18 protein-coding genes are annotated in these 19,507 nt (G+C 36.2%); 16 read left to right on the forward strand and 2 right to left on the reverse strand.

Annotated elements, in window-relative coordinates:
* Nucleotides 1–10: 10 nt before the first annotated feature.
* The 13 genes from FI644_RS21490 to ppsA all read left to right on the forward strand — a co-directional run bounded on the left by FI644_RS21490 (nucleotide 11) and on the right by ppsA (nucleotide 14,760).
* The gene (locus FI644_RS21490) at nucleotides 11–1,189 is read left to right on the forward strand and encodes a DHH family phosphoesterase (protein WP_056684836.1); all 1,179 of its coding nucleotides are present in this window, start codon (nucleotides 11–13) and stop codon (nucleotides 1,187–1,189) included.
* Nucleotides 1,190–1,352: 163 nt separating this feature from the next.
* On the forward strand, nucleotides 1,353–1,889 hold the full coding sequence (locus FI644_RS21495) for a GNAT family N-acetyltransferase (RefSeq protein ID WP_053476215.1): 537 nt from the start codon (nucleotides 1,353–1,355) through the stop codon (nucleotides 1,887–1,889).
* A gap of 20 nt (nucleotides 1,890–1,909) precedes the next feature.
* Complete coding sequence (locus FI644_RS21500; protein ID WP_056684833.1) at nucleotides 1,910–2,467, forward strand: histidine phosphatase family protein; 558 nt, start codon at nucleotides 1,910–1,912, stop codon at nucleotides 2,465–2,467.
* Nucleotides 2,468–2,500: 33 nt separating this feature from the next.
* The gene (locus tag FI644_RS21505) at nucleotides 2,501–3,130 is read left to right on the forward strand and encodes a kinase (protein WP_056684830.1); all 630 of its coding nucleotides are present in this window, start codon (nucleotides 2,501–2,503) and stop codon (nucleotides 3,128–3,130) included.
* 59 nt (nucleotides 3,131–3,189) lie between these two features.
* Nucleotides 3,190–3,993, forward strand: a complete 804-nt coding sequence (locus FI644_RS21510) for a GNAT family N-acetyltransferase (RefSeq protein WP_056687192.1) — start codon at nucleotides 3,190–3,192, stop codon at nucleotides 3,991–3,993.
* Nucleotides 3,994–4,016: 23 nt separating this feature from the next.
* Nucleotides 4,017–4,439 (forward strand): DUF1801 domain-containing protein, encoded by a 423-nt coding sequence (locus FI644_RS21515; RefSeq protein WP_056684827.1) that lies wholly within the window; start codon nucleotides 4,017–4,019, stop codon nucleotides 4,437–4,439.
* A gap of 32 nt (nucleotides 4,440–4,471) precedes the next feature.
* Nucleotides 4,472–4,723, forward strand: a complete 252-nt coding sequence (locus FI644_RS21520; RefSeq protein WP_056684824.1) for a hypothetical protein — start codon at nucleotides 4,472–4,474, stop codon at nucleotides 4,721–4,723.
* 4 nt (nucleotides 4,724–4,727) lie between these two features.
* Entirely contained in the window at nucleotides 4,728–5,948 is a 1,221-nt protein-coding gene (locus FI644_RS21525; protein ID WP_056684821.1) for an MFS transporter, read from the forward strand.
* 202 nt (nucleotides 5,949–6,150) lie between these two features.
* A complete protein-coding gene (locus FI644_RS21530) occupies nucleotides 6,151–6,606 on the forward strand; it encodes a GNAT family N-acetyltransferase (protein WP_056684818.1) in 456 nt (151 codons plus the stop codon).
* A 588-nt stretch (nucleotides 6,607–7,194) separates the two neighbouring features.
* Nucleotides 7,195–7,761 (forward strand): RNA polymerase sigma factor, encoded by a 567-nt coding sequence (locus FI644_RS21535; RefSeq protein ID WP_056684815.1) that lies wholly within the window; start codon nucleotides 7,195–7,197, stop codon nucleotides 7,759–7,761.
* Nucleotides 7,739–9,355 (forward strand): DUF4179 domain-containing protein, encoded by a 1,617-nt coding sequence (locus tag FI644_RS21540; protein WP_142108813.1) that lies wholly within the window; start codon nucleotides 7,739–7,741, stop codon nucleotides 9,353–9,355. Before FI644_RS21535 ends, FI644_RS21540 begins: the two co-directional genes overlap by 23 nt.
* 341 nt (nucleotides 9,356–9,696) lie before the next feature.
* Complete coding sequence (gene helD / locus FI644_RS21545) at nucleotides 9,697–12,033, forward strand: RNA polymerase recycling motor HelD (RefSeq protein ID WP_142108814.1); 2,337 nt, start codon at nucleotides 9,697–9,699, stop codon at nucleotides 12,031–12,033.
* Nucleotides 12,034–12,150: 117 nt separating this feature from the next.
* Complete coding sequence (gene ppsA, locus FI644_RS21550; protein ID WP_053476205.1) at nucleotides 12,151–14,760, forward strand: phosphoenolpyruvate synthase; 2,610 nt, start codon at nucleotides 12,151–12,153, stop codon at nucleotides 14,758–14,760.
* A 220-nt stretch (nucleotides 14,761–14,980) separates the two neighbouring features.
* Here the strand turns inward: ppsA and FI644_RS21555 are convergent, their stop codons facing one another.
* Nucleotides 14,981–15,916, reverse strand: coding sequence for a serine hydrolase domain-containing protein (locus FI644_RS21555; RefSeq protein WP_342668489.1), 936 nt, complete (start codon nucleotides 15,914–15,916; stop codon nucleotides 14,981–14,983).
* 180 nt (nucleotides 15,917–16,096) lie between these two features.
* On the opposite strand from FI644_RS21555, the gene FI644_RS21560 reads away from it, so the two are divergent.
* The 3 genes from FI644_RS21560 (at nucleotide 16,097) to FI644_RS21570 (ending at nucleotide 18,285) form a co-directional block, all read left to right on the forward strand.
* Entirely contained in the window at nucleotides 16,097–16,732 is a 636-nt protein-coding gene (locus FI644_RS21560; RefSeq protein WP_321172058.1) for an NUDIX hydrolase, read from the forward strand.
* 9 nt (nucleotides 16,733–16,741) lie between these two features.
* Entirely contained in the window at nucleotides 16,742–17,278 is a 537-nt protein-coding gene (locus FI644_RS21565; protein ID WP_075209158.1) for a small multi-drug export protein, read from the forward strand.
* A gap of 74 nt (nucleotides 17,279–17,352) precedes the next feature.
* Nucleotides 17,353–18,285 carry a UCP032817 domain-containing protein gene (locus FI644_RS21570; protein WP_231690074.1) on the forward strand — a complete coding sequence of 311 codons (933 nt, stop codon included), beginning with the start codon at nucleotides 17,353–17,355 and terminating at the stop codon, nucleotides 18,283–18,285.
* A gap of 56 nt (nucleotides 18,286–18,341) precedes the next feature.
* On the opposite strand, the gene FI644_RS21575 is transcribed toward FI644_RS21570, so the two are convergent.
* The gene (locus tag FI644_RS21575; protein ID WP_053476203.1) at nucleotides 18,342–19,505 is read right to left on the reverse strand and encodes an ABC transporter permease; all 1,164 of its coding nucleotides are present in this window, start codon (nucleotides 19,503–19,505) and stop codon (nucleotides 18,342–18,344) included.
* Nucleotides 19,506–19,507 lie beyond the last annotated feature (2 nt).

Here is a 19,507-nt window from a genome sequence, read left to right on the forward strand (position 1 = left end):
GGGTGATACTATGTATAAACTATTGACTCACAATGATTTGGATGGAGTTGGATGTGGAATTTTGGCTAAGCTTGCCTTTGGCAATGATGTGAAGATTCGCTATAATTCCGTATCTGCTCTTAATCGGGAAGTAGAATGGTTTTTGGAAAATGATGAGAAAGAAACCTTTCTAATAATTACAGATTTATCAGTTAATGAAGAAAATGAAAAAAGACTAGAGTCATTTTATCAAAATAAAGGGAAAGTACAATTAATCGATCATCATAAAACATCCCTATCCTTGAATGATTATGAATGGGGTCATGTAGTTGTTGAAGATGAAGAGGGAAAATTAACTTCAGCTACATCTTTGTTATATGACTACTTAATCAAACACCAACAGTTGAATCCAACAAATACTGTAACAGAATTTGTTGAGCTAGTTAGACAGTACGATACTTGGGAATGGGAGAAGAACAACAATCATCATGCACGCCGGCTGAATGCACTTTTTTATCTTCTCTCTATCGAAGAATTTGAGGATAAGATGATTCAGCGATTGCAGTTGGATGATATTTTCTCCTTTGATGAATTTGAGAAGAAATTGCTTGATATGGAGGATGACAAGATTGAACGCTATATTCGCAGGAAAAGAAGAGAACTTGTTCAATCTCATATCGGTGATCATTTCGCAGGAATTGTGTATGCTGAGTCCTATCATTCAGAACTAGGAAATGAGCTAGGAAAGGAATATCCTCATCTTGACTATATTGCAATTATAAATATCGGTGGAAAAAGGTTAGGCTTTCGCACGATTCACGATCATATTGATTTATCCGAAGTGGCAGGAAAATACGGAGGCGGTGGACATGCAAAAGCATCGGGATGTACATTGACAGCTGAGACCTATAAACAATTTGTGATTGATACTTTCCATCTAGAGCCGCTGAGGGAGGATGCTAGACATAATCGATTTAATCTAAAACGCTCTACATTCGGGTCATTATACCAAGATCGAGAAGATAGTCTCTTTCTTCTATATCCTCTAAATGAACAAGAGTGGGCTATTACCGAAAATAAAGCACAGATTGAAATGCTTTTTGCCAGCTTTGAAGAAGGCGAAAGCTTTTTAAAAAGAAAGTTTGCTGTATGGCTAGTCAAAGATGATATATTCGTTCGTTATTTAATGAATGAAGTGAAAAATAGCTAAATTAAGATAAAACCAAGCGATCTTCAGTGACTGAGGATCGTTTTTTGTTAAATTCTTTTGTTTAAGAAATGTGATTATTATAATATTAATAAATTTTATAGTTGTCTGAAAACATTGCTCGTATTAAAGTAAGAGGATAATAAATATTTTGAGGTGATCAGATATGAACAGTCATGTAAAGGTCGAGCAAATAAAAACAAATACAGGAAGAATTAATGAGTTATCTGAGCTTTTAATAAAGGTAGTAGAACATGGTGCATCTGTTGGCTTTTTATCGCCGCTGTCTAACTTTGAAGCTTCAAAGTATTGGGAAAAAGTTTTAAACAATGAAGAGATTCTTTTATTTGCTGCAATTAAAGACAATCGAATTGTCGGAAGTGTTCAGTTGCATTTATGCACAAAACAGAATGGGATTCATCGAGCAGAAATTGCAAAGTTAATGACACATCCAAATTTCCAGCGAAGCGGAATAGGCAGACGACTAATGGAGAATGTAGAAGAACGAGCCAAACAAGAAGAGAGGTCATTATTAATGCTTGATACAAGAGAAGGTGACCCTTCTAACAGATTGTACAAGTCATTAGGATATGAACTGGCTGGAAGAATTCCTAATTATGCAAAATCTTCTAATGGTGAATGGGATGCATCGATTTTCTATTATAAGACCATGGACGATAAGCACTGTCCGAATAAAATATAATTTAATAGAGGAGAAGAAATATGCTGACAAAACTATATTTTGTACGTCATGCACACTCCATATATACGGCTGACGAGTGGAAAAGGCCGCTATCAGACAAAGGCTTTTTAGATGCAGATAAAGTAACAAAATTATTAGAAGCAGAAAAAGTCGATTATGTTATATCAAGTCCATACAAAAGAGCCATACAAACAGTTGAGGGAATTGCAAAATATATCGGGAAAGAAATTATAATCGAAGATGGTTTTAAAGAACGAATTTTATCAGTAGAACCTGTTGAGGATTTTGATTTGGCAGTTCAAAAAGTTTGGCATGAACCTTCATTTTCTTGGATAGGCGGAGAATCAAATCAAGCTGCGCAAACGAGAGGCATTCATGCTACCTTTCAAATATTAGATCGATTCGAAGGAAATAATATTGTCATTGGCACACATGGAAATATAATGGTTTTAATTATGAACTTTTTTGATGGAAAATATAATTTCGAGTTTTGGAAGGAACTTTCCATGCCAGACATATATACACTTGAATTTGATAATGGAAAACTGAGGGATGTTAAGAGATTATTTGATATATGAATTACTTTTTTAGTGAAAGTGAGAAAAAATGAGATGACAAATGAGGAAATAACTAAGGGAATACTTATTAACTATTCAGCGCGTATTAGTAAACAACGTCCGTTCATTGTGGCGTTTGACGGGTTAAGCGGGGCTGGAAAAACAACACTTGTACATAGGATTGATCGTGAATTAAGAAACAATGGCTGTAAGGTTGTTATTATACATATTGATGATCATATTGTTGAGAGAAATAAACGATATGATACAGGTTATGAGGAATGGTATGAATATTATTATCTTCAATGGGATGTGAATCTGCTCTCAACCGATTTATTTAGGAAACTGCATAATAACAAGAATAACCTTATACTTCCATTTTATAATCATTCGGAGGATACATTAACATTAAAGAAAATCTCTATCCCAAATGACTCGATCATTCTTATTGAAGGCATCTTCCTCCTGAGGAAAGAATGGAGGAGTTTTTATGACTACACAATTTTTCTGGATTGCCCTCGTGATGTAAGATATGAAAGAGTGCTAAAACGAGATTCATATATTGGAGATTACCAAGAGAGGCTAAATAAATATAAAAGAAGGTATTGGCCAGGAGAGGGATATTACCTAGAAGGTGATAATCCGATTGGACTAGCTGATCTGGTTATAGACTCTATTGAATAAAGAGGGTGGGAAAACTGGAATATTCATCGATTCATTTTACGGAAAGAATGTTGAGACTTATGAGAAAAGCAGAAAAGGCAGCAAACGAAGACAATGTGTTAATGCCTATTCATCTATTGATAGCAAGCCTTCAGGAAAAAACGGGTGTCCTCGGGGAGATTTCACTAAAATGTGAATTGCAACTATCTTCATTAAGAGAATTTGCTAGAAATGCGCAAGCAAATTCAACTGAGTTTCAAAAAAATAATGTTCTTTTTAATATTCCGGTATCTAAAGAGGTCCAGCTCGTTTTTCAAGAAGCAGTCGAATATATGAAAAACTATAATCAAGTGTTTGTAAATGAAGGGCATTTACTCAAAGCATTATTAACAACAAAAGTCATTGACCATTATTTATCAATTGAAGACAAAAATATCATTATGACCCTCGGTACGACCCCAAGAGATATGATTACTCATTTAGGTCAATTAAACTTTCCACATTCTGATTCAAACATTGTTCGGAAAGCAAATAAAAATGATTATTCTTGCTTATTACAATTTGTTGAAACAAATTTTTCATCTGAATGGTCGAAAACATTGAGGGATGGTTTTTTATTAACTGACCCTTCAATATATATTGCCGTTAGAGAAGAAGAAATTATAGGTTTTGCAGCCTTTGATGTGTATAAAAGGAGAAAATGCTATTTTGGTCCAATGGGCGTATCCAAATCGAATCGGATAAAGGGGGTGGGAACATTACTCCTGCATCATTGTTTAAGAGAGATGAAAGAAATCGGATATGAGTATGCCATTATCGGTGGAGCAGGTCCGATTGAGTTCTATGAAAAAGCTTGTCATGCAGTTGTTATACCTAATTATTGATCCAAAAAAGGAGTGTATCCATTATGTACGAACTAAAAACTAAAAAAACAGATAACAGTGTCATCGAATTTATTGAAGCAGTTGAAAGTCCCAAAAAACGTGAAGATGCCTACAAATTATTAGATATTTTTAAAGAAACTACTGGATTTGAAGCAAAAATGTGGGGACCAAGCATAATAGGATTTGGTTCTTATCATTATAAATATAATTCCGGTCATGAGGGTGATGCACCTCTTGTTGGTTTTTCACCAAGAAAAGCAAAAATTAGCCTTTACTTCGCACCAGGTGAAACGAAACGAGAACAATTGTTAAAGAGTTTCGGAAAACACACAACAGGAAAAGCCTGTGTATATATTAATAAAATCGAAGATATTGATGAAAATGTATTAAAAGAATTGATTATTGAATCAGTAAAATTTTTACGGGAGACCTATCCTGAAAAGTAAATGAAATCTGGCAATTTTCAAAGGGTGATCAAATGAACACTCATCTATTTTTATTTGGCGGGAGCCCGCCGTTTACAAATGTCCACTTTACAGAATGGGACGATGAGAGCCATTTAAGAAATGCAGTGAATAAATTACAAACTTCTTTTAATTATGAGATTGATGAGAAAACAGGTGCCTATTTTCAAAATGGTTATCTCGAAGCCACAGAAGGGAATGGTGTTTATTCAATAAAAAATGGCGTATTAGTTAAAATAAGCGAAAAAGCTTTTGAAATTAGGTGAATAAATGAAGTCTTGGAAAAATCCACTTTTATTGATAGCTGGGATTGGCATATCATATTTAGGCAACTGGATTTACTTAATTGCTCTAAATCTATCAATATTAAACTTAACAGGTTCAGCAGCTGCAGTGGCAGGGCTTTACATGATCAGACCCATTGCCGTATTAATAACAAATACTTGGTCAGGTAGTATCATTGACCGTGTGAATAAAAGAAAATTAATGATAATGGTTGATGTTATTCGGGGGGTATTTGTACTATGCATTCCATTTCTGGGCTCGCTTTGGGCTATCTATGCATTACTCTTATTGATTAATATTGCAGGTTCTTTTTTTGGTCCAAGTTCATCTGTTTATATGACTAAACTTGTTCCTGCTGAAAATAGAAAAAGATTCAATTCATTAATGAGCATGATCAGTTCAGGGGCATTTCTTGTCGGTCCTGCACTTTCTGGATTTCTAATTATGCTTGTGGGAACAAAGTTTTGTATTTTTATAAATGCAATTACATTTTTTATTTGTGCATTTTTTATTTACCTTTTACCGAATGTGGATGAGAAAGTAGAAAATAAAAGAGAACAGATCAATTGGCGAACGCTTATTCAGGATTGGTTAGTAATACGAGATTTTGCCAAATCAGCAAAATACTTTATTACTGTATACATATTATTTCAAAGTGCGATGATAGTAGGCTTTGCCCTTGATTCACAGGAAGCAACGTTCATTAAACAGTATTTACAGTTATCTGATCAGGATTATGGGTGGATTGTTAGCATTACAGGTCTTGGAGCATTGGCTGGTGGGTCTGTCGCTGCTTTTGCAGCAAAAAAGATTCAATTACGCTTATATTTAGGTGTAGGCATGTTTTTAACTGCAGTTGGCTATGTATTTTTTTATGCCTCCTTTAATTTCTTATCGGCAACATTGGCATTTATATTCTTAGGTTTTTTCATGGCCTTTGCAAATTCAGGCTATCAAACCTTTTTCCAAAACAATGTACCAGTCGAACTAATGGGGAGATTTGGAAGTATTGCAGAAATGGTACAGGGTATGATTCAAATTGGATTGACATTACTTCTCGGATTAACTGCTGATTGGTTTTCATTACAGGCAGTTTGTATTATTTTCTCAATCGTTAGTACAGGATTTGCTGGAATACTCTTAGCAACGGTCATGATTCCAGCAAAATCTATGTATTTCGAAGAGAATGTGAAAGTGAATTTGTAAAAAAGTATAGGAAAATAATGTTATTTATGATAGACTTTAAAAGTTCTTAAATATACAAATATTAAAATTTAGAACGATTGATTGGTAAAGGAGGCGTTCAATTATGTTAAATAAAATACTAGTTGTCGTTACGATTAAAAAGGGGAATCTGCCTAGTTAATGTAACTTTGCTATTCCCCTATATTTGAGAGGGGGAATTATCATGATTACAGAGAATATTAAACTCAAGGAATTAAATTCAGATAATTGGTATGAATGCTGCCTATTAGAGGTTTCTGAAAGTCAGAAGGCATTTCTTGAACCGAACGCGGTATCAATCGCACAATCTAAATTTGAACCAACTTTAAAACCATATGCGATATATCTTGAAGATAAAGTAGTAGGCTTTCTCATGTATAATACTGTGCTAGAAGAGCTAGATGGCTATTGGGTATACAGAATTATGGTTGATGAAAATTACCAAGGTAAGGGCATTGGCAAAAAGGCAACGGAGTTAATGATTGCAAAGATTGCTAAATTGCCGAATGCGGAGAAAATAATAGTAGGTTATCACCCGAGTAATTTAGGTGCACATTATTTGTATTCAAGCATAGGATTTATAGACAATGGCGACCGTTTTGGGAAGGAAATGGCGGTTGTAAAGTATATTAATAAATAAGATTTTTTAACAGGTTAAACAATATATTTCAAGGGTAAAATCATTTGATTTTACCCTTATTATTATCAAATATAAATCGTATGCTGCCCATTATTTTGGCGCAGCATTTTTTAATGAATAAAAAAACGAATTGGGCTTAACTTTTGAAACGTTTTACAAGACTCATTTGTCTAACAGGTAGATACTAGATGCGATTTGTGGAAGCGGTTCTGGTGATATTGAAAATGGAGATATTTTGACATGCAAATAGAAGTAATTGTTGATAATAAGGGCACAAGAAATCCAATCTGGTTAGATGATGCTAACGGGAAGAATTTATCTATCTTTAAATGATAAACCATTTGCAGAAAGAATAGAAGGGTATTCAGATTAAAACCGCAAAGTACCTGAAACCAATCCAATATGAAGAATTTGTCATTGAAACACCATAGATGGCTCTTAGCCTTTTCCAGCTTTGGAAAGTGGCTTTTTTTGACTTGAAATAAAATTATTTGATAAACAATGAAATTATTTTACGCCATAACTCGTTTTAATAGGTGTAAGATGAAAACAAGACATGCGCATGATTGTTTTAGCAAGGAGGTCAAAATGGAAGATGAACTTCAATGGGTGCAGGAAGTGCTTTCAGGGAACAAACAAGCCTATGCACACATTATTAATAAATATAAAAACCAATTATATGCCACAATTTTGCGAATGACAAAAAATCCGCAGGATGCGCAAGATCTAGTGCAGGAGGCATTCATTAAGGTATACAACCAGTTAGGAAAATATGATCAAAAAGGACCGTTTTCGAGCTGGATGTATAGGGTAGCGATTAACCATTGTATGGATGAGTTCCGGAAGAAACACTATCAAATGAAGCAGGTGGAAGTCAACGACGAAAAGGTTATTAATCCGAATCATCCAGAAATTATTTTCCTGAAAAAAGAAAAACGCAGACAATTGGAACGGCTAATTGGTACGTTGCCTGAAGATGAGCGAATGATTATTCTTTTGCGATATGTAAATGAATTAAGCTATGACGAGATAAGTGATTTAGCCGAAATCCCTCTCTCACAAGTTCGCAATAAACTTCATAGGGCTAAGAAAAAAATGAGAGATACAGTAAAACGTGAAGGAGGATATTTTCATGGGATGTCATGCGGCAGATAAACTTTCACAGTATGTTGATGAGTTACTTATAGAACAAGAGCAGGTTAAGATACACAATCATATTAAAAACTGTGGAGACTGTTTGCGAGTAGTAAATGCTTTTAAAGAGGAACAGCAATTTTTAAAAGAAACACTGCAAACGCCACCGTTACCTGATCATTTCTCAGAAATGATACTTGATCAGTTAGAACCATATGAACATAAGATAGTCAGTAAGAAAAGAAAACCTTGGAAACGAATTATGTATTCCGCAGCAGCAATTCTGCTAACACTAGGTCTTGGTACAGCACTCAGTCCTAGCTTTGCGGAATGGATAGGTGGGTTATTCTCAACAGATCAAGTTGATGATGGGCTGCGCATGGCATCTGAAGCAGGACTTGCTGAACGGGTCAATCTTGAAGTGAAGAATAACGGACTTACCTTTAAAGTAGAGGATGTAGTCGCCGATACCTCCAGGATAGCCTTGTCATTCCAAGTGTTAAATGAAAAAGGAGAACCACAGGACACATATCTTGATATTCCAGAATCGCGAAATAAGATTACAGCAATTGATCAAAATGGAAAAACGCTTAATCATCTAGGGAGCGGATGGACAGAAGGCAGTGATTACGGGTTAGTTGAACTATCATTACGGGAACAGCCTGCACTTGATAAAGTTACCATTATGTTTGATTTAGTCGAACTAAATGGTGTAAAAGGCAGCTGGAAATTAAATGTTCCAGTGGATTTAAAAGATAACAGGAAATATACAACAACCCTTCCTCTAAAGGAAGCAAAAATAAGCACAGATGGAGTGGCTATTCAAATGAAGGAAGTGCGATTTGCACCTTCTTCTAACGAATTGTTATATGAAACTGCATTTACAAAGGAAGAAAGAACACGAGTGGCAACTGAAATTGATATGCTTAAAAGGAAATTTGGCGAGGGAAATATCCATTCTTTTACCAATTACGGAACAGCCATTCAATATCATATTGAAAATGAGCAAGGAGAGGCTGTATATTATCATAATACATTTATGGAAGGTAAAGGGCATCCGAGTGGTGAAGGACTTATCCAAGGTTCTGGACAGGATATGGAACAACTTGGTCAAGTGATGTGGAACGAATCATTTATTCCGCAGAAAAATGATCAAAATCTTACTTTTGTATTAGATGGTGTGACAAAGACCGTTCCTTCTAATTTTTCGATAAAAGTCAAACCAAAGGAATTAAAAAATACTCCTGTCAAATTTGAATATGAAGGCAACTATATGACTATTAAAGAAGCGGATACAAAGAATAAATTATCCCTTCGTAAGTCGCTTATTCCAATTGAGAAGGAAACAACCTTTACTATCGAGATGGAAGGCGGAAAAGAACTGCCTGGATCTGACCTGGGTGACTGGGTTATTACTGACAACAAAGGGAAGGTCTATCAAGCCTTTCATAGTGGTTCCGTTTTAAATGAGAAAGATAAGAATGGACGTTATAAGACTACTATCGAGCTCAAAGTGTATGACATTAATGAGATACCAGAAGAGGTAACATTACACTTGCTATCTGTTACTCGTTATTACGATGTTGAAGATAAGTGGGAGATTCCATTATATTAAAAAGAACAAAACATTAGGAACGAAACCAATTATGGCTTCGTTCCTATCTTTTTATTTGCTGTGCAAACTTGCTCCTCCCACTTAAGTTAGCTAAACAACAGAGCTATTAGGGGGTACCGCCAAAGTTGACGGTACCCCCTAGAAGACATGTAAAGAATCGCTCATGAATCGACAAACATAGAATTCAATAAATACATTGATAAAAGTGAGAACTTATGGTAAATTTATATAGATATACATCGTTTATATATTTTTTAATATATTATCCCTATTTTAATTATACGATGTGATCGATGCGTTAGTCAACCCTTTTTATTAATTTTTTTAAAGGAGTGTTTGCTATGAATTCGGAACTTCAGCAGGAGCAAAAACGAGTAGACAGTGTAATGACGACAATTACACAGGAAATCAACAGATTAGAGGAAGAAACCTCCAGGCGTAGAAACGAAGTGGTTCATATCCGCAAGCACTTTTGGGATGAAATCAAGGTAAATACGGATACCTTTGATGATTATCTTGAGACCATTATCGGCTTGAGGCAAGAGGCTCAAGCTCTGGCAGTAAACCAAAGTGCCCATAGACATGCTTCTAAGCGTTTGTCCACGCTGCGGCAAATGCACGAAATTCCCTATTTTGGACGGATTGATTTTATTGAAGAGGGTACTTCAACTCAGGACCAAATCTATATTGGTATCTCATCGCTTAGTGATCCTAGTGGCGAAGATTTCCTTATCTACGACTGGAGGGCTCCGATCTCAAGTGTCTACTACGATTACCAGCCCGGCCCGGCTAAATATGTAACACCCGGAGGCACAATCCAAGGCGTATTGGAGAAGAAGTGGCAATATTTAATCCGAGGCAGCGTTCTTCAATCCATGTTCGATACGAGTCTTACCATTGGAGATGAGGTTTTACAGCAGGTTCTGGGAAAAGGGACCGACAAACAAATGCACAATATTGTAGCGACCATTCAACAGGATCAAAACCGGATCATCCGTCATGATCAAGGGAGACTGCTCATTGTTCAGGGGGCAGCTGGGAGTGGCAAGACTTCAGCAGCTATGCAACGAATTGCTTATTTACTCTACAAATATCGAGATCGTCTGAATGCTGATCAAATCATTCTTTTTTCGCCTAATTCCATCTTTAATAGTTACGTGTCGAATGTGCTGCCGGAACTCGGCGAAGAGAATATGCAACAGGTCACTTTCCAAGAATATATGGACCATCGTCTGAGCAAAGAGTTTCAAATTGAAAATCCATTTGATCAATTGGAATATGTTTTAACAGCTGCGAATACTTCTTCGTATAGGTCTAGGGTTGCGAGTATACAATTCAAAGCATCTACTCGTTTTTTTGAAGCAATCAAATCATACAGACAATCCCTAGAAGGTTCGGGAATGCTATTTAAGGACATTAGCTTCAGAGGGAAACCAATCGTTACTGCACGACAAATAGCAGAAAGGTTTTACAGTCATGACGCTTCACACCGTTTCCATAACAGACTTGAAAGTTTGAAGGATTGGCTCATTAAGAAAATAAATGAGGCCCAAAAGGTCGAACAGACAAAGCCATGGATTTTGGAGGAAATCGAAGTCCTTAGCAACGATGATTACCATAAGGCACATTGCTACTTAGCAAAAAAACGAGGCTATAAAGCAGAAGTGATAGCCGATTATGAGATCGAACCAGAATCACTCGCCAGATTGATTGCTCACCAGAAAATGAAGCCCTTACGAAAACAAGTCCGAGCGTTTCGTTTCGTTGACATGAATGGGATGTATAAACAGCTATTTGCTGATCCACTAAAGATCAGTGATTGGATAGAAGGTGAGAAACCGGAAAGGTGGCCGGATATTTGTCGAATGACGCTGGAAATGCTAGATGAAGGTAAACTTTTTTATGAGGATGCTACTCCGTTATTACTTTTGAAAGAGCTGATTCTAGGCTTTCAGACGAACAGTTCCATTAAACACCTCGTTGTTGATGAGGCACAGGATTATTCCCCATTTCAATTTGAGTTTTTGAGGCGTTTGTTTCCTGCAGCCAGGATGACTGTGCTCGGCGACTTTAATCAGGCGATATTCGTACATGCCAGCGAAATGGTTGATTTCACAACCCTAACCAACCTATATGGTCTAGATGAAACAGAGGTAATCACAATAGCAAGGAGCTACAGATCTACCAAACCGATTATCGAATTTACACGAAGACTCGTTCCGAACGGTGAAAGTATTATCCCTTTTGAACGGGAGGGTGAACAACCCGTGCTGAAACAAGTTGCCGATCATACAGAATTGCACAGATACATTGCCTCTAATGTCGCAGATTTTAGAGGTTTAGGGTTTAGTAGCATTGCGATTATATGCAAATCTGCTGAGGAAAGTAAAAGTGCATATGAAGCCCTATCTGGCATCGAAGAAATTAAACTCCTGAAGAGTAACTCGATTGAATACGAACAAGGAGTTGTTGTCGTACCATCATATTTGTCCAAAGGTATCGAATTCGATGCTGTCATCATTTATGATGCTTCAGAGGATGTATATGGTGATGAGAATCTGCGCAGTGTTTTCTACACCGCCTGCACCAGAGCTATGCATTATTTGCAGCTTTACAGCGTAGGTGAACCGAGCCAGTTATTGCGAAACGTATTACGAGAAGGTTTCATCCAAGCTTAACTCAGTTTTTAGGCTTGTCATAAAGCGTACTTTTTGACAATAGAAGCACATAAAAAACGCAAAGGTTTAAATATATCAAAAAAAATAAAAAATGTAATGGTTAGGGGAAATGTAGAAATGAATTCTTTGGTTCTTGGTTTCCATGAAATGAAAAAAACACAGCTTTTGCTCGTTGGTGGAAAAGGGTTAAATTTAGGGGAAATATCAAAAATTGAAGGAATTCAAGTACCAGAAGGATTTTGTGTTACAACAGAAGGATATCAGAAAGTAATCGAACAAAACGAAACGTTTCTAGCATTGTTGGATCAACTAACAATGCTAAAAGAAGGGGATCGAGATCAAATTGGTGAAATCAGCAGGAAGATTCGACAAAGCATCTTGGAAGTAGAAATACCTTCCGATGTTGCGCGTGATGTTGGTCACTATCTTTCCCAGCTTGGTGCAGAACATGCTTATGCAGTGCGTTCTAGTGCGACTGCTGAAGATTTACCACATGCCTCTTTTGCTGGTCAGCAAGACACCTATTTAAATATCATCGGAAAAGAAGCAATCTTGCAGCATATCAGAAAATGCTGGGCTTCTCTTTTTACGGATCGAGCGGTAATATACCGAATACAAAATAGATTTGACCACAGACAAGTTTATTTATCTGTTATCGTTCAAAGGATGGTTTTCCCACAGGCTTCAGGGATTTTATTTACCGCTGATCCAATAACCTCTAACCGAAAGCTGCTATCAATCGATGCCGGTTTTGGGTTAGGTGAAGCATTGGTCTCTGGCTTGGTGAATGCCGACTGTTATAAAGTACAGGAAGATAAAATAGTAGATAAGATGATAGCTAACAAGAAATTGGCTATCTATGGACCAAAAGAAGGTGGAACAGAAACTCAACAGATAGATCACGATCAGCAAAAAACACAAACACTTACTGACCAACAGATTTTACAACTAGCAAGTATTGGAAGACAGATCGAAGCTTATTTTGGTAGCCCACAAGATATCGAATGGTGTTTAGTTGATGATATATTTTATATCGTCCAGAGTCGGCCAATCACGACTTTATACCCGATCCCCGAAGCAATTGATCATGAAAATCACGTTTACGTATCTGTCGGTCATCAACAAATGATGACCGATCCTATGAAACCGCTGGGATTGTCTTTTTATCTGTTAACGACTCCTGCACCAATGCGTAAAGCTGGTGGAAGGTTGTTTGTTGATGTCACACATAATCTTGCCTCACCTGTAAGCAGAGAAATTTTATTAGATACCCTTGGACAATCCGATCCGCTCATAAAAGACGCCCTTATGACCATAATAGAGCGAGGAGATTTTATTAAATCGTTACCAAATGAAGAACAAAGTCTCGATAAAAGCAATAAACGTATGTCGTCTGTGGGTTTTCAAACACAAATAGAAAAGAATCCGAAAATCGTTTCTGAGTTGATTAAGAGTTGTCAAACATCGATTGAAGAGTTAAAGCATAACATCCAAACGAAATCTGGCGCGGATTTATTTGATTTTATCCGAAAAGATATCCAGCAATTAAAGAAGATTTTATTTGACCCACAAAGTTCGGGTGTGATTATAGCAGCACAGGATGCTTCATCATGGATCAATGAAAAAATGAACAAGTGGTTGGGTGAAAAAAACGTAGCAGATACGCTTTCTCAATCTGTACCAAACAATATTACTTCTGAAATGGGCCTGGCGCTATTGGATGTTGCAGATGTGATTCGTCCTTATCCGGAAGTAATTACTTATTTACAACATGTAAAAGAAGATCACTTTTTGGATGAACTGGTTATGTTAGATGGGGGACAGGAAACTCTAGACGCAATAATTGCTTATCTTAACAAATATGGAATGCGATGTGCCGGAGAAATCGATATTACGAAAACCCGTTGGAGCGAAAAACCGATTACACTTGTCCCTATGATTCTTAGTAATATCAAAAACTTTGAGCCTAATGCCGGTAATCGGAAATATGAGCAAGGACGGCGTGTTGCTTTGAAAAAAGAACAAGAGTTATTAGATCGATTGAAGCAATTACCGGATGGTGAGCAAAAAGCCAAAGAAACAAAACGAATAATCGACCTAATCCGGAATTTCAGCGGGTTTAGGGAATATCCAAAATACGGCATGATTAATCGTTACTTCGTTTATAAGCAGGCATTACTGAAAGAAGCCGAACAACTTTTACAAGCAGGTGTTATTGATGAAAAAGAAGATATATACTATCTCACTTTTGAAGAACTTCACGAAGTCGTCCGCATAAATAAACTAGATTACCAGATCATCAGCAATCGAAAAGACGAGTACAAATTATATGAGAAACTAACTCCGCCACGTGTTATCACGTCTGATGGTGAAATCATTGCAGGTAAGTACAAACGAGAAAATCTCCCAGCCGACGCTATTGTTGGTCTGCCTGTTTCTGCTGGAGTTATAGAGGGATGCGCTCGTGTCATCTTAAATATGGAAGATGCTGATTTAGAAGATGGAGATATATTAGTCACCTCCTTTACTGACCCTAGCTGGACACCATTGTTTGTATCCATAAAAGGCCTAGTAACAGAAGTTGGTGGATTAATGACCCATGGAGCAGTTATCGCACGTGAATACGGCTTACCAGCAGTTGTCGGAGTAGAAAATGCTACTAAACTAATAAAAGACGGACAACGAATTCGCGTGCACGGTACAGAAGGGTTTATAGAAATATTGTAATTGCTGAATACGTCCAAATTTAATTAGCAGCACCGCTCCAGAGGGTACCGGAGCGGTGCCTCACCAACCGTTATAAATAAAAATGATATTAGGTCACAGCACCAAGATTGATAGTAGAATGAATTAAAAAGAGTAAGCTCTGTAAATATCTCCAATAATCCCTTTCAATTGATGAACACCGAGGTCGGTATTTGTCATTATGACTAGCCCGGTTTCCAAATCAGGCTACCATCATACATTGAAAACCTACACCCCAGCCAAATGATGAAATTTCAATTCCTTTTTCGTTTTTCTCAAGAAAAACACCTAGCCTAGTCCAGTCTTTACCACCTTGTGGAGTTACCAATTCAATGGCTTTATTTACAGGAAGATTAAGTTTACTTTCTCCTTTTAAGGAATTTAATAATTCTATAACCAACAGAGCTAAATCTGAAGGGGTTGTCCATAAACCAGAAGCAGCAGGATATGGATAAATGGGATACTTTCCATTTACTTCATCACCAACTTTGTTATGACCAGCTGAAAAATTGGATAGATCAGCTTCTCCAATAGGAAGTTCAAATGTGCTATTTCCCATAAGTAATGGTTGAAAAATATATTCATTCATTACTTTGTTAAAAGTTTTTCCAGTCACATCTTCTATCAAGAGCTGTATAATACAATAGCCTGCATCTGAATATTGAAAGTCGCTTTCAGGTTCATACTTCATTTCAATAGGAACTTTACAATAGGGGGTTTTTCCTTCTAATAGCTGGACTATTGTAGGAAACCCTATTTTCGAATCGAGTTCAGGAAAACTGCCTTCAGGATCGATCATTCCTGATTGGTGACAAAGTAAATTTCTTAGGGTTACTCTTTTTCTTATATTCCATGCATTATAAGGAATTTTCCACGATACAAGTTTTTCATTTACATCCTGATCTAAATCAAGAATACACAGGTCTGTCAATTTCATTACTAACATTGATGTTAGAAATTTACTAATTGAACAGGCGCTAAATATCGAATGACTATCTACGCTTTTTACTGTATTTGTATTAAGTAAACCGTAGCATTCTGTCCTGCTTATTGTACAACCTTCAATACAAGCCATGCTAAGTCCAGTTACATGATAATTATCCATAAGGTTTTGAATATTGATATGCGGTAATTTCATATGAACCTCCATCATCAACTTCCAAGATAAATATAATCTTACTTTACTATATTTTCATTATAATGGTACATTTCTGTATTCGTGTTCTGTTGTTTAAAAGTAAAAAAGAATCATAGTTGAGTTCATAAGCTATGATCTATACAATAAGATTTATAGTGTTTTGGTAAAAATATATAGGATGTGGAAATATTGGAAAATGAAATGCTGAAAATATTTGACCAACAACGGAATCAAATAGGCATTGCTTCAAGAGAAGAAGTCCATCGGGTAGGTTATTGGCACGAAGCCTTTCATTGTTGGTTTTTTAGCAGAGAAGGGGAAGAATGTTATATTTACCTTCAAATTCGGAGCAAAATGAAAAAGGATTATCCGAATCTAATCGATATCACCGCTGCAGGGCATCTCTTAGCACATGAAACAGTTGATGATGGGATTAGAGAGATTAAAGAAGAAATTGGCATTGCTGTTTCCTTTAACGAATTAATTTCAGCAGGTATTTTTAAATATTCTGTTGTAAAAGGAAAATTTATCGATAATGAGCTGGCTCATATTTTTCTATATGAAACGAAACATTTCCTACATAATTTTATATTACAAAGAGAAGAAGTATCAGGGATTGTTAAGGTAAAATGGAAAGAATTCTATGATCTTTGGTTAGGCAAAATAGATAAAGTCAACATTCAAGGGTTTGAAGTAAATAAGGAAGGGCAAAGAACTTCAATTAACCGATTTGCTGGAAGAAATCACTTTGTTCCTCATGATTTGTCTTATTATGAGCATGTTATTAAAACGATTCAAAAAATTAATGAAGATTAGGGTGATCAAATGATAGTATCCTATTTTTTAGTGTTTTTATTGGCGGCTATTCCATTATTTGAGCTGATTACAGTCATCCCTTTAGCAATCATAGGCGGATTGGCGCCGGTTCCGGTAGCTATCCTCGGTTTCTTAGGGAATCTATTAACTATTCTATTGTTAATTGTGTTTGTTGATAAAATTAAACTCCTTCTCAGAACTAGAAAGCAAAAACGTAATGTGGTTACTGAAGTTGAGGGCGGGGAAGACCAGTATACGGAAGGAACAGAACCAGAACAAGATTCCAAAAAGCAAAAACGAGCAAGAGTACTCTTTGATAAATACGGTCTTCCTGGCTTAACAATTTTTGGGCCACTTTTAGTAGGATCACATATTTCTGCATTCATGGGAATGAGTTTTGGATCAAGCAGAGGGTTGGTGACAGGCTGGATGATTGCAAGTCTAGTTATTTGGACCATTGTCTCAACAGTTTTAGCTAATTCAGGGGTATCATTCCTGGCACCTGATTTGAAAGAGAATGGTTTTCTGCTTCGTATCTTCCAGTAAGGGGAATAGGATATATTTGCGCTTTTCATAAATAAAGATTGATGTCAATCTATTAGTGTGGAGGGGTGGAATTTGTGGAAGCATTTATTTTTATCCTTATCATTGGCTTCATTTTTTTATTCGTGTTTCTAAAATTAAATAGAAAAAAGCGTAAACTGCGTTTGAAAAATGAAAGTGTACCATCACATTTAGGCATGCATGTTTCAGAGGGGAAACTAATTGTAAAGGCTTTGGATGCTTCATTCCCCTCCATATTTAAAAGCAATGTAAAAACAAGGATCTTAGAGCAGCATCCTAATTGGACAGAAAATGAATATCAATGGAGATTTTTTGAATTAAAAAGATATTTTGTTATGAATAGCTTGTTGAAATCTGTTCCTATGTTCAGTGAAGAAGTCGATGAAGTTTGGCATGAAATGTTAATGTTTACGAAGGATTATGAAAAATTTTCGATGAAATTTTATGGAGAGTTTTTGCATCATATGCCCAATATGGAATCTGAACCGATACCGGGAGAAAGAGCCTTTTTTGATTGGATGTATTTGAGTTTATTTGAACCAAGATTAAACAGTCATTTACTATGGGGTGTTTTCTTGAAACATCCTATTAAGAAGGAAATTCTTCTAGACTTTAAACATCTTTCAGATGAGGAGCTCTTAAAGAAATATTTTCGGCAAACGACACAATGGGATAACGTAAAGAAATACTTGATCAATAAATTGAAATTAGAAATCCAACAGGCAGAACAATTCCAGCATGAAAAAAATCCATTTATTAAAATAAAGTCGGAAAATGAATTTCACATTATTCTTCCTGCTGCTGTATTCTTCTCCCTTTATGGGGTCGATCACTATGAAAACAATATAAACAGCTTAATTCCTTTTTATTCAGCTAAAGCTGCTGCTTCAGGCAGCTCCTGCTCAGGTTTCGGGTGCGTAAGCTCATCTGATAGTGATTCAGGTGGAGGATCGAGCTGTTCGAGTTGTGGTGGGGGGTGCAGCAGTTAGTTGAAAAGCAAAAAACAAGATCTTCCAGCAAGATCTTGTTTTTCTACTATAAAGATTCAATCCGTTATATCAATCCTTTGTTTTCTCTTGACTTTCCAGCTGATAGCTGCAGTTGGAATCATGATCATGATACTGTAAATAATCCCTATTTCCCATTGAGTTCTTGTAAGGAAAAAGGCTTCAACAGGAAGGGCGCGAGTTTTAATAAGCCAATAGACAACTGCAAATAGTGGCAGTAGTATACCGATAATTGAAATATAGTTCTTGCATATACTTGATACAAAGATAGCTAGTAAACTCATTGACAGCATTATTACATATGTAAGTAAGACCGTCATAAGAATTAATTGAAGAAAAGTGAAATCATACCAATACACAGAACCCATAAAAGAGTTAATTTCACTTTCAAGAAACATCCCAATATCGTTAGTAGAATACATCCCGTAATAAACGATGATTAAAAATGTCGTAATAATGAAAGCTGAGAGCATGCCAGCAGCAACTTTTTTCATAAACAAGCTTCTGCCAATCTTAGAGCTGTATTGTAATCCAAACATATTATTCTTATAATCTCTAATAAAAATGGGAGAAATCATAAAGATGACGCTAACTAGGATCGTAATGGCAATGGAATGACTGATCGTTTGAAAATTGTCTTGAACAGGGTAGGCTGGGAAGATAGCATTCACCGTTCCAGATTGAACGATTTCCTGAATTCTCAGTTCCTGTTTATCAGTTAATTTTCCATCGGTATAACTATAGCCATATCTTTCATTAACAAACTCCATCTCCTCAATAATATTCTCTCTTTCAGGGATCTCCCAGAATAGATCAACCCCATCTTCAAACATAATTCTTGAAGACAATCGCTCAATGGCAGGATTCTCATGATCTCCATTTCTCATTTCTTGGTATTCTCGATAATTTGTAATCCCTAATTTAGCAAATTCTTGATCAGCTTGAATGTACTTATCTGCTTTATTTATTTCCTGTCGAAACACCTTTTTAAAGTCTTTTAATTCATCTTCATCTAATTCATACCCATATTTTTCGACCATTTCAATTCCGATATTGTACATATCAGTTGCTGGCCTTCCGTTTGGAAAAACAGTTACATCAAAATCTATAAAAATATAATACATAAGCAGGTTGATCAATACGAAAATAAGCATCATGACTGGGTGAAAAATCTTCTTCATTTCCTCTATAATGATCCGCAAAA

Source organism: Cytobacillus solani (assembly GCF_006704205.1).
In the GTDB taxonomy this organism is placed as follows: domain Bacteria; phylum Bacillota; class Bacilli; order Bacillales; family Cytobacillaceae; genus Cytobacillus; species Cytobacillus solani.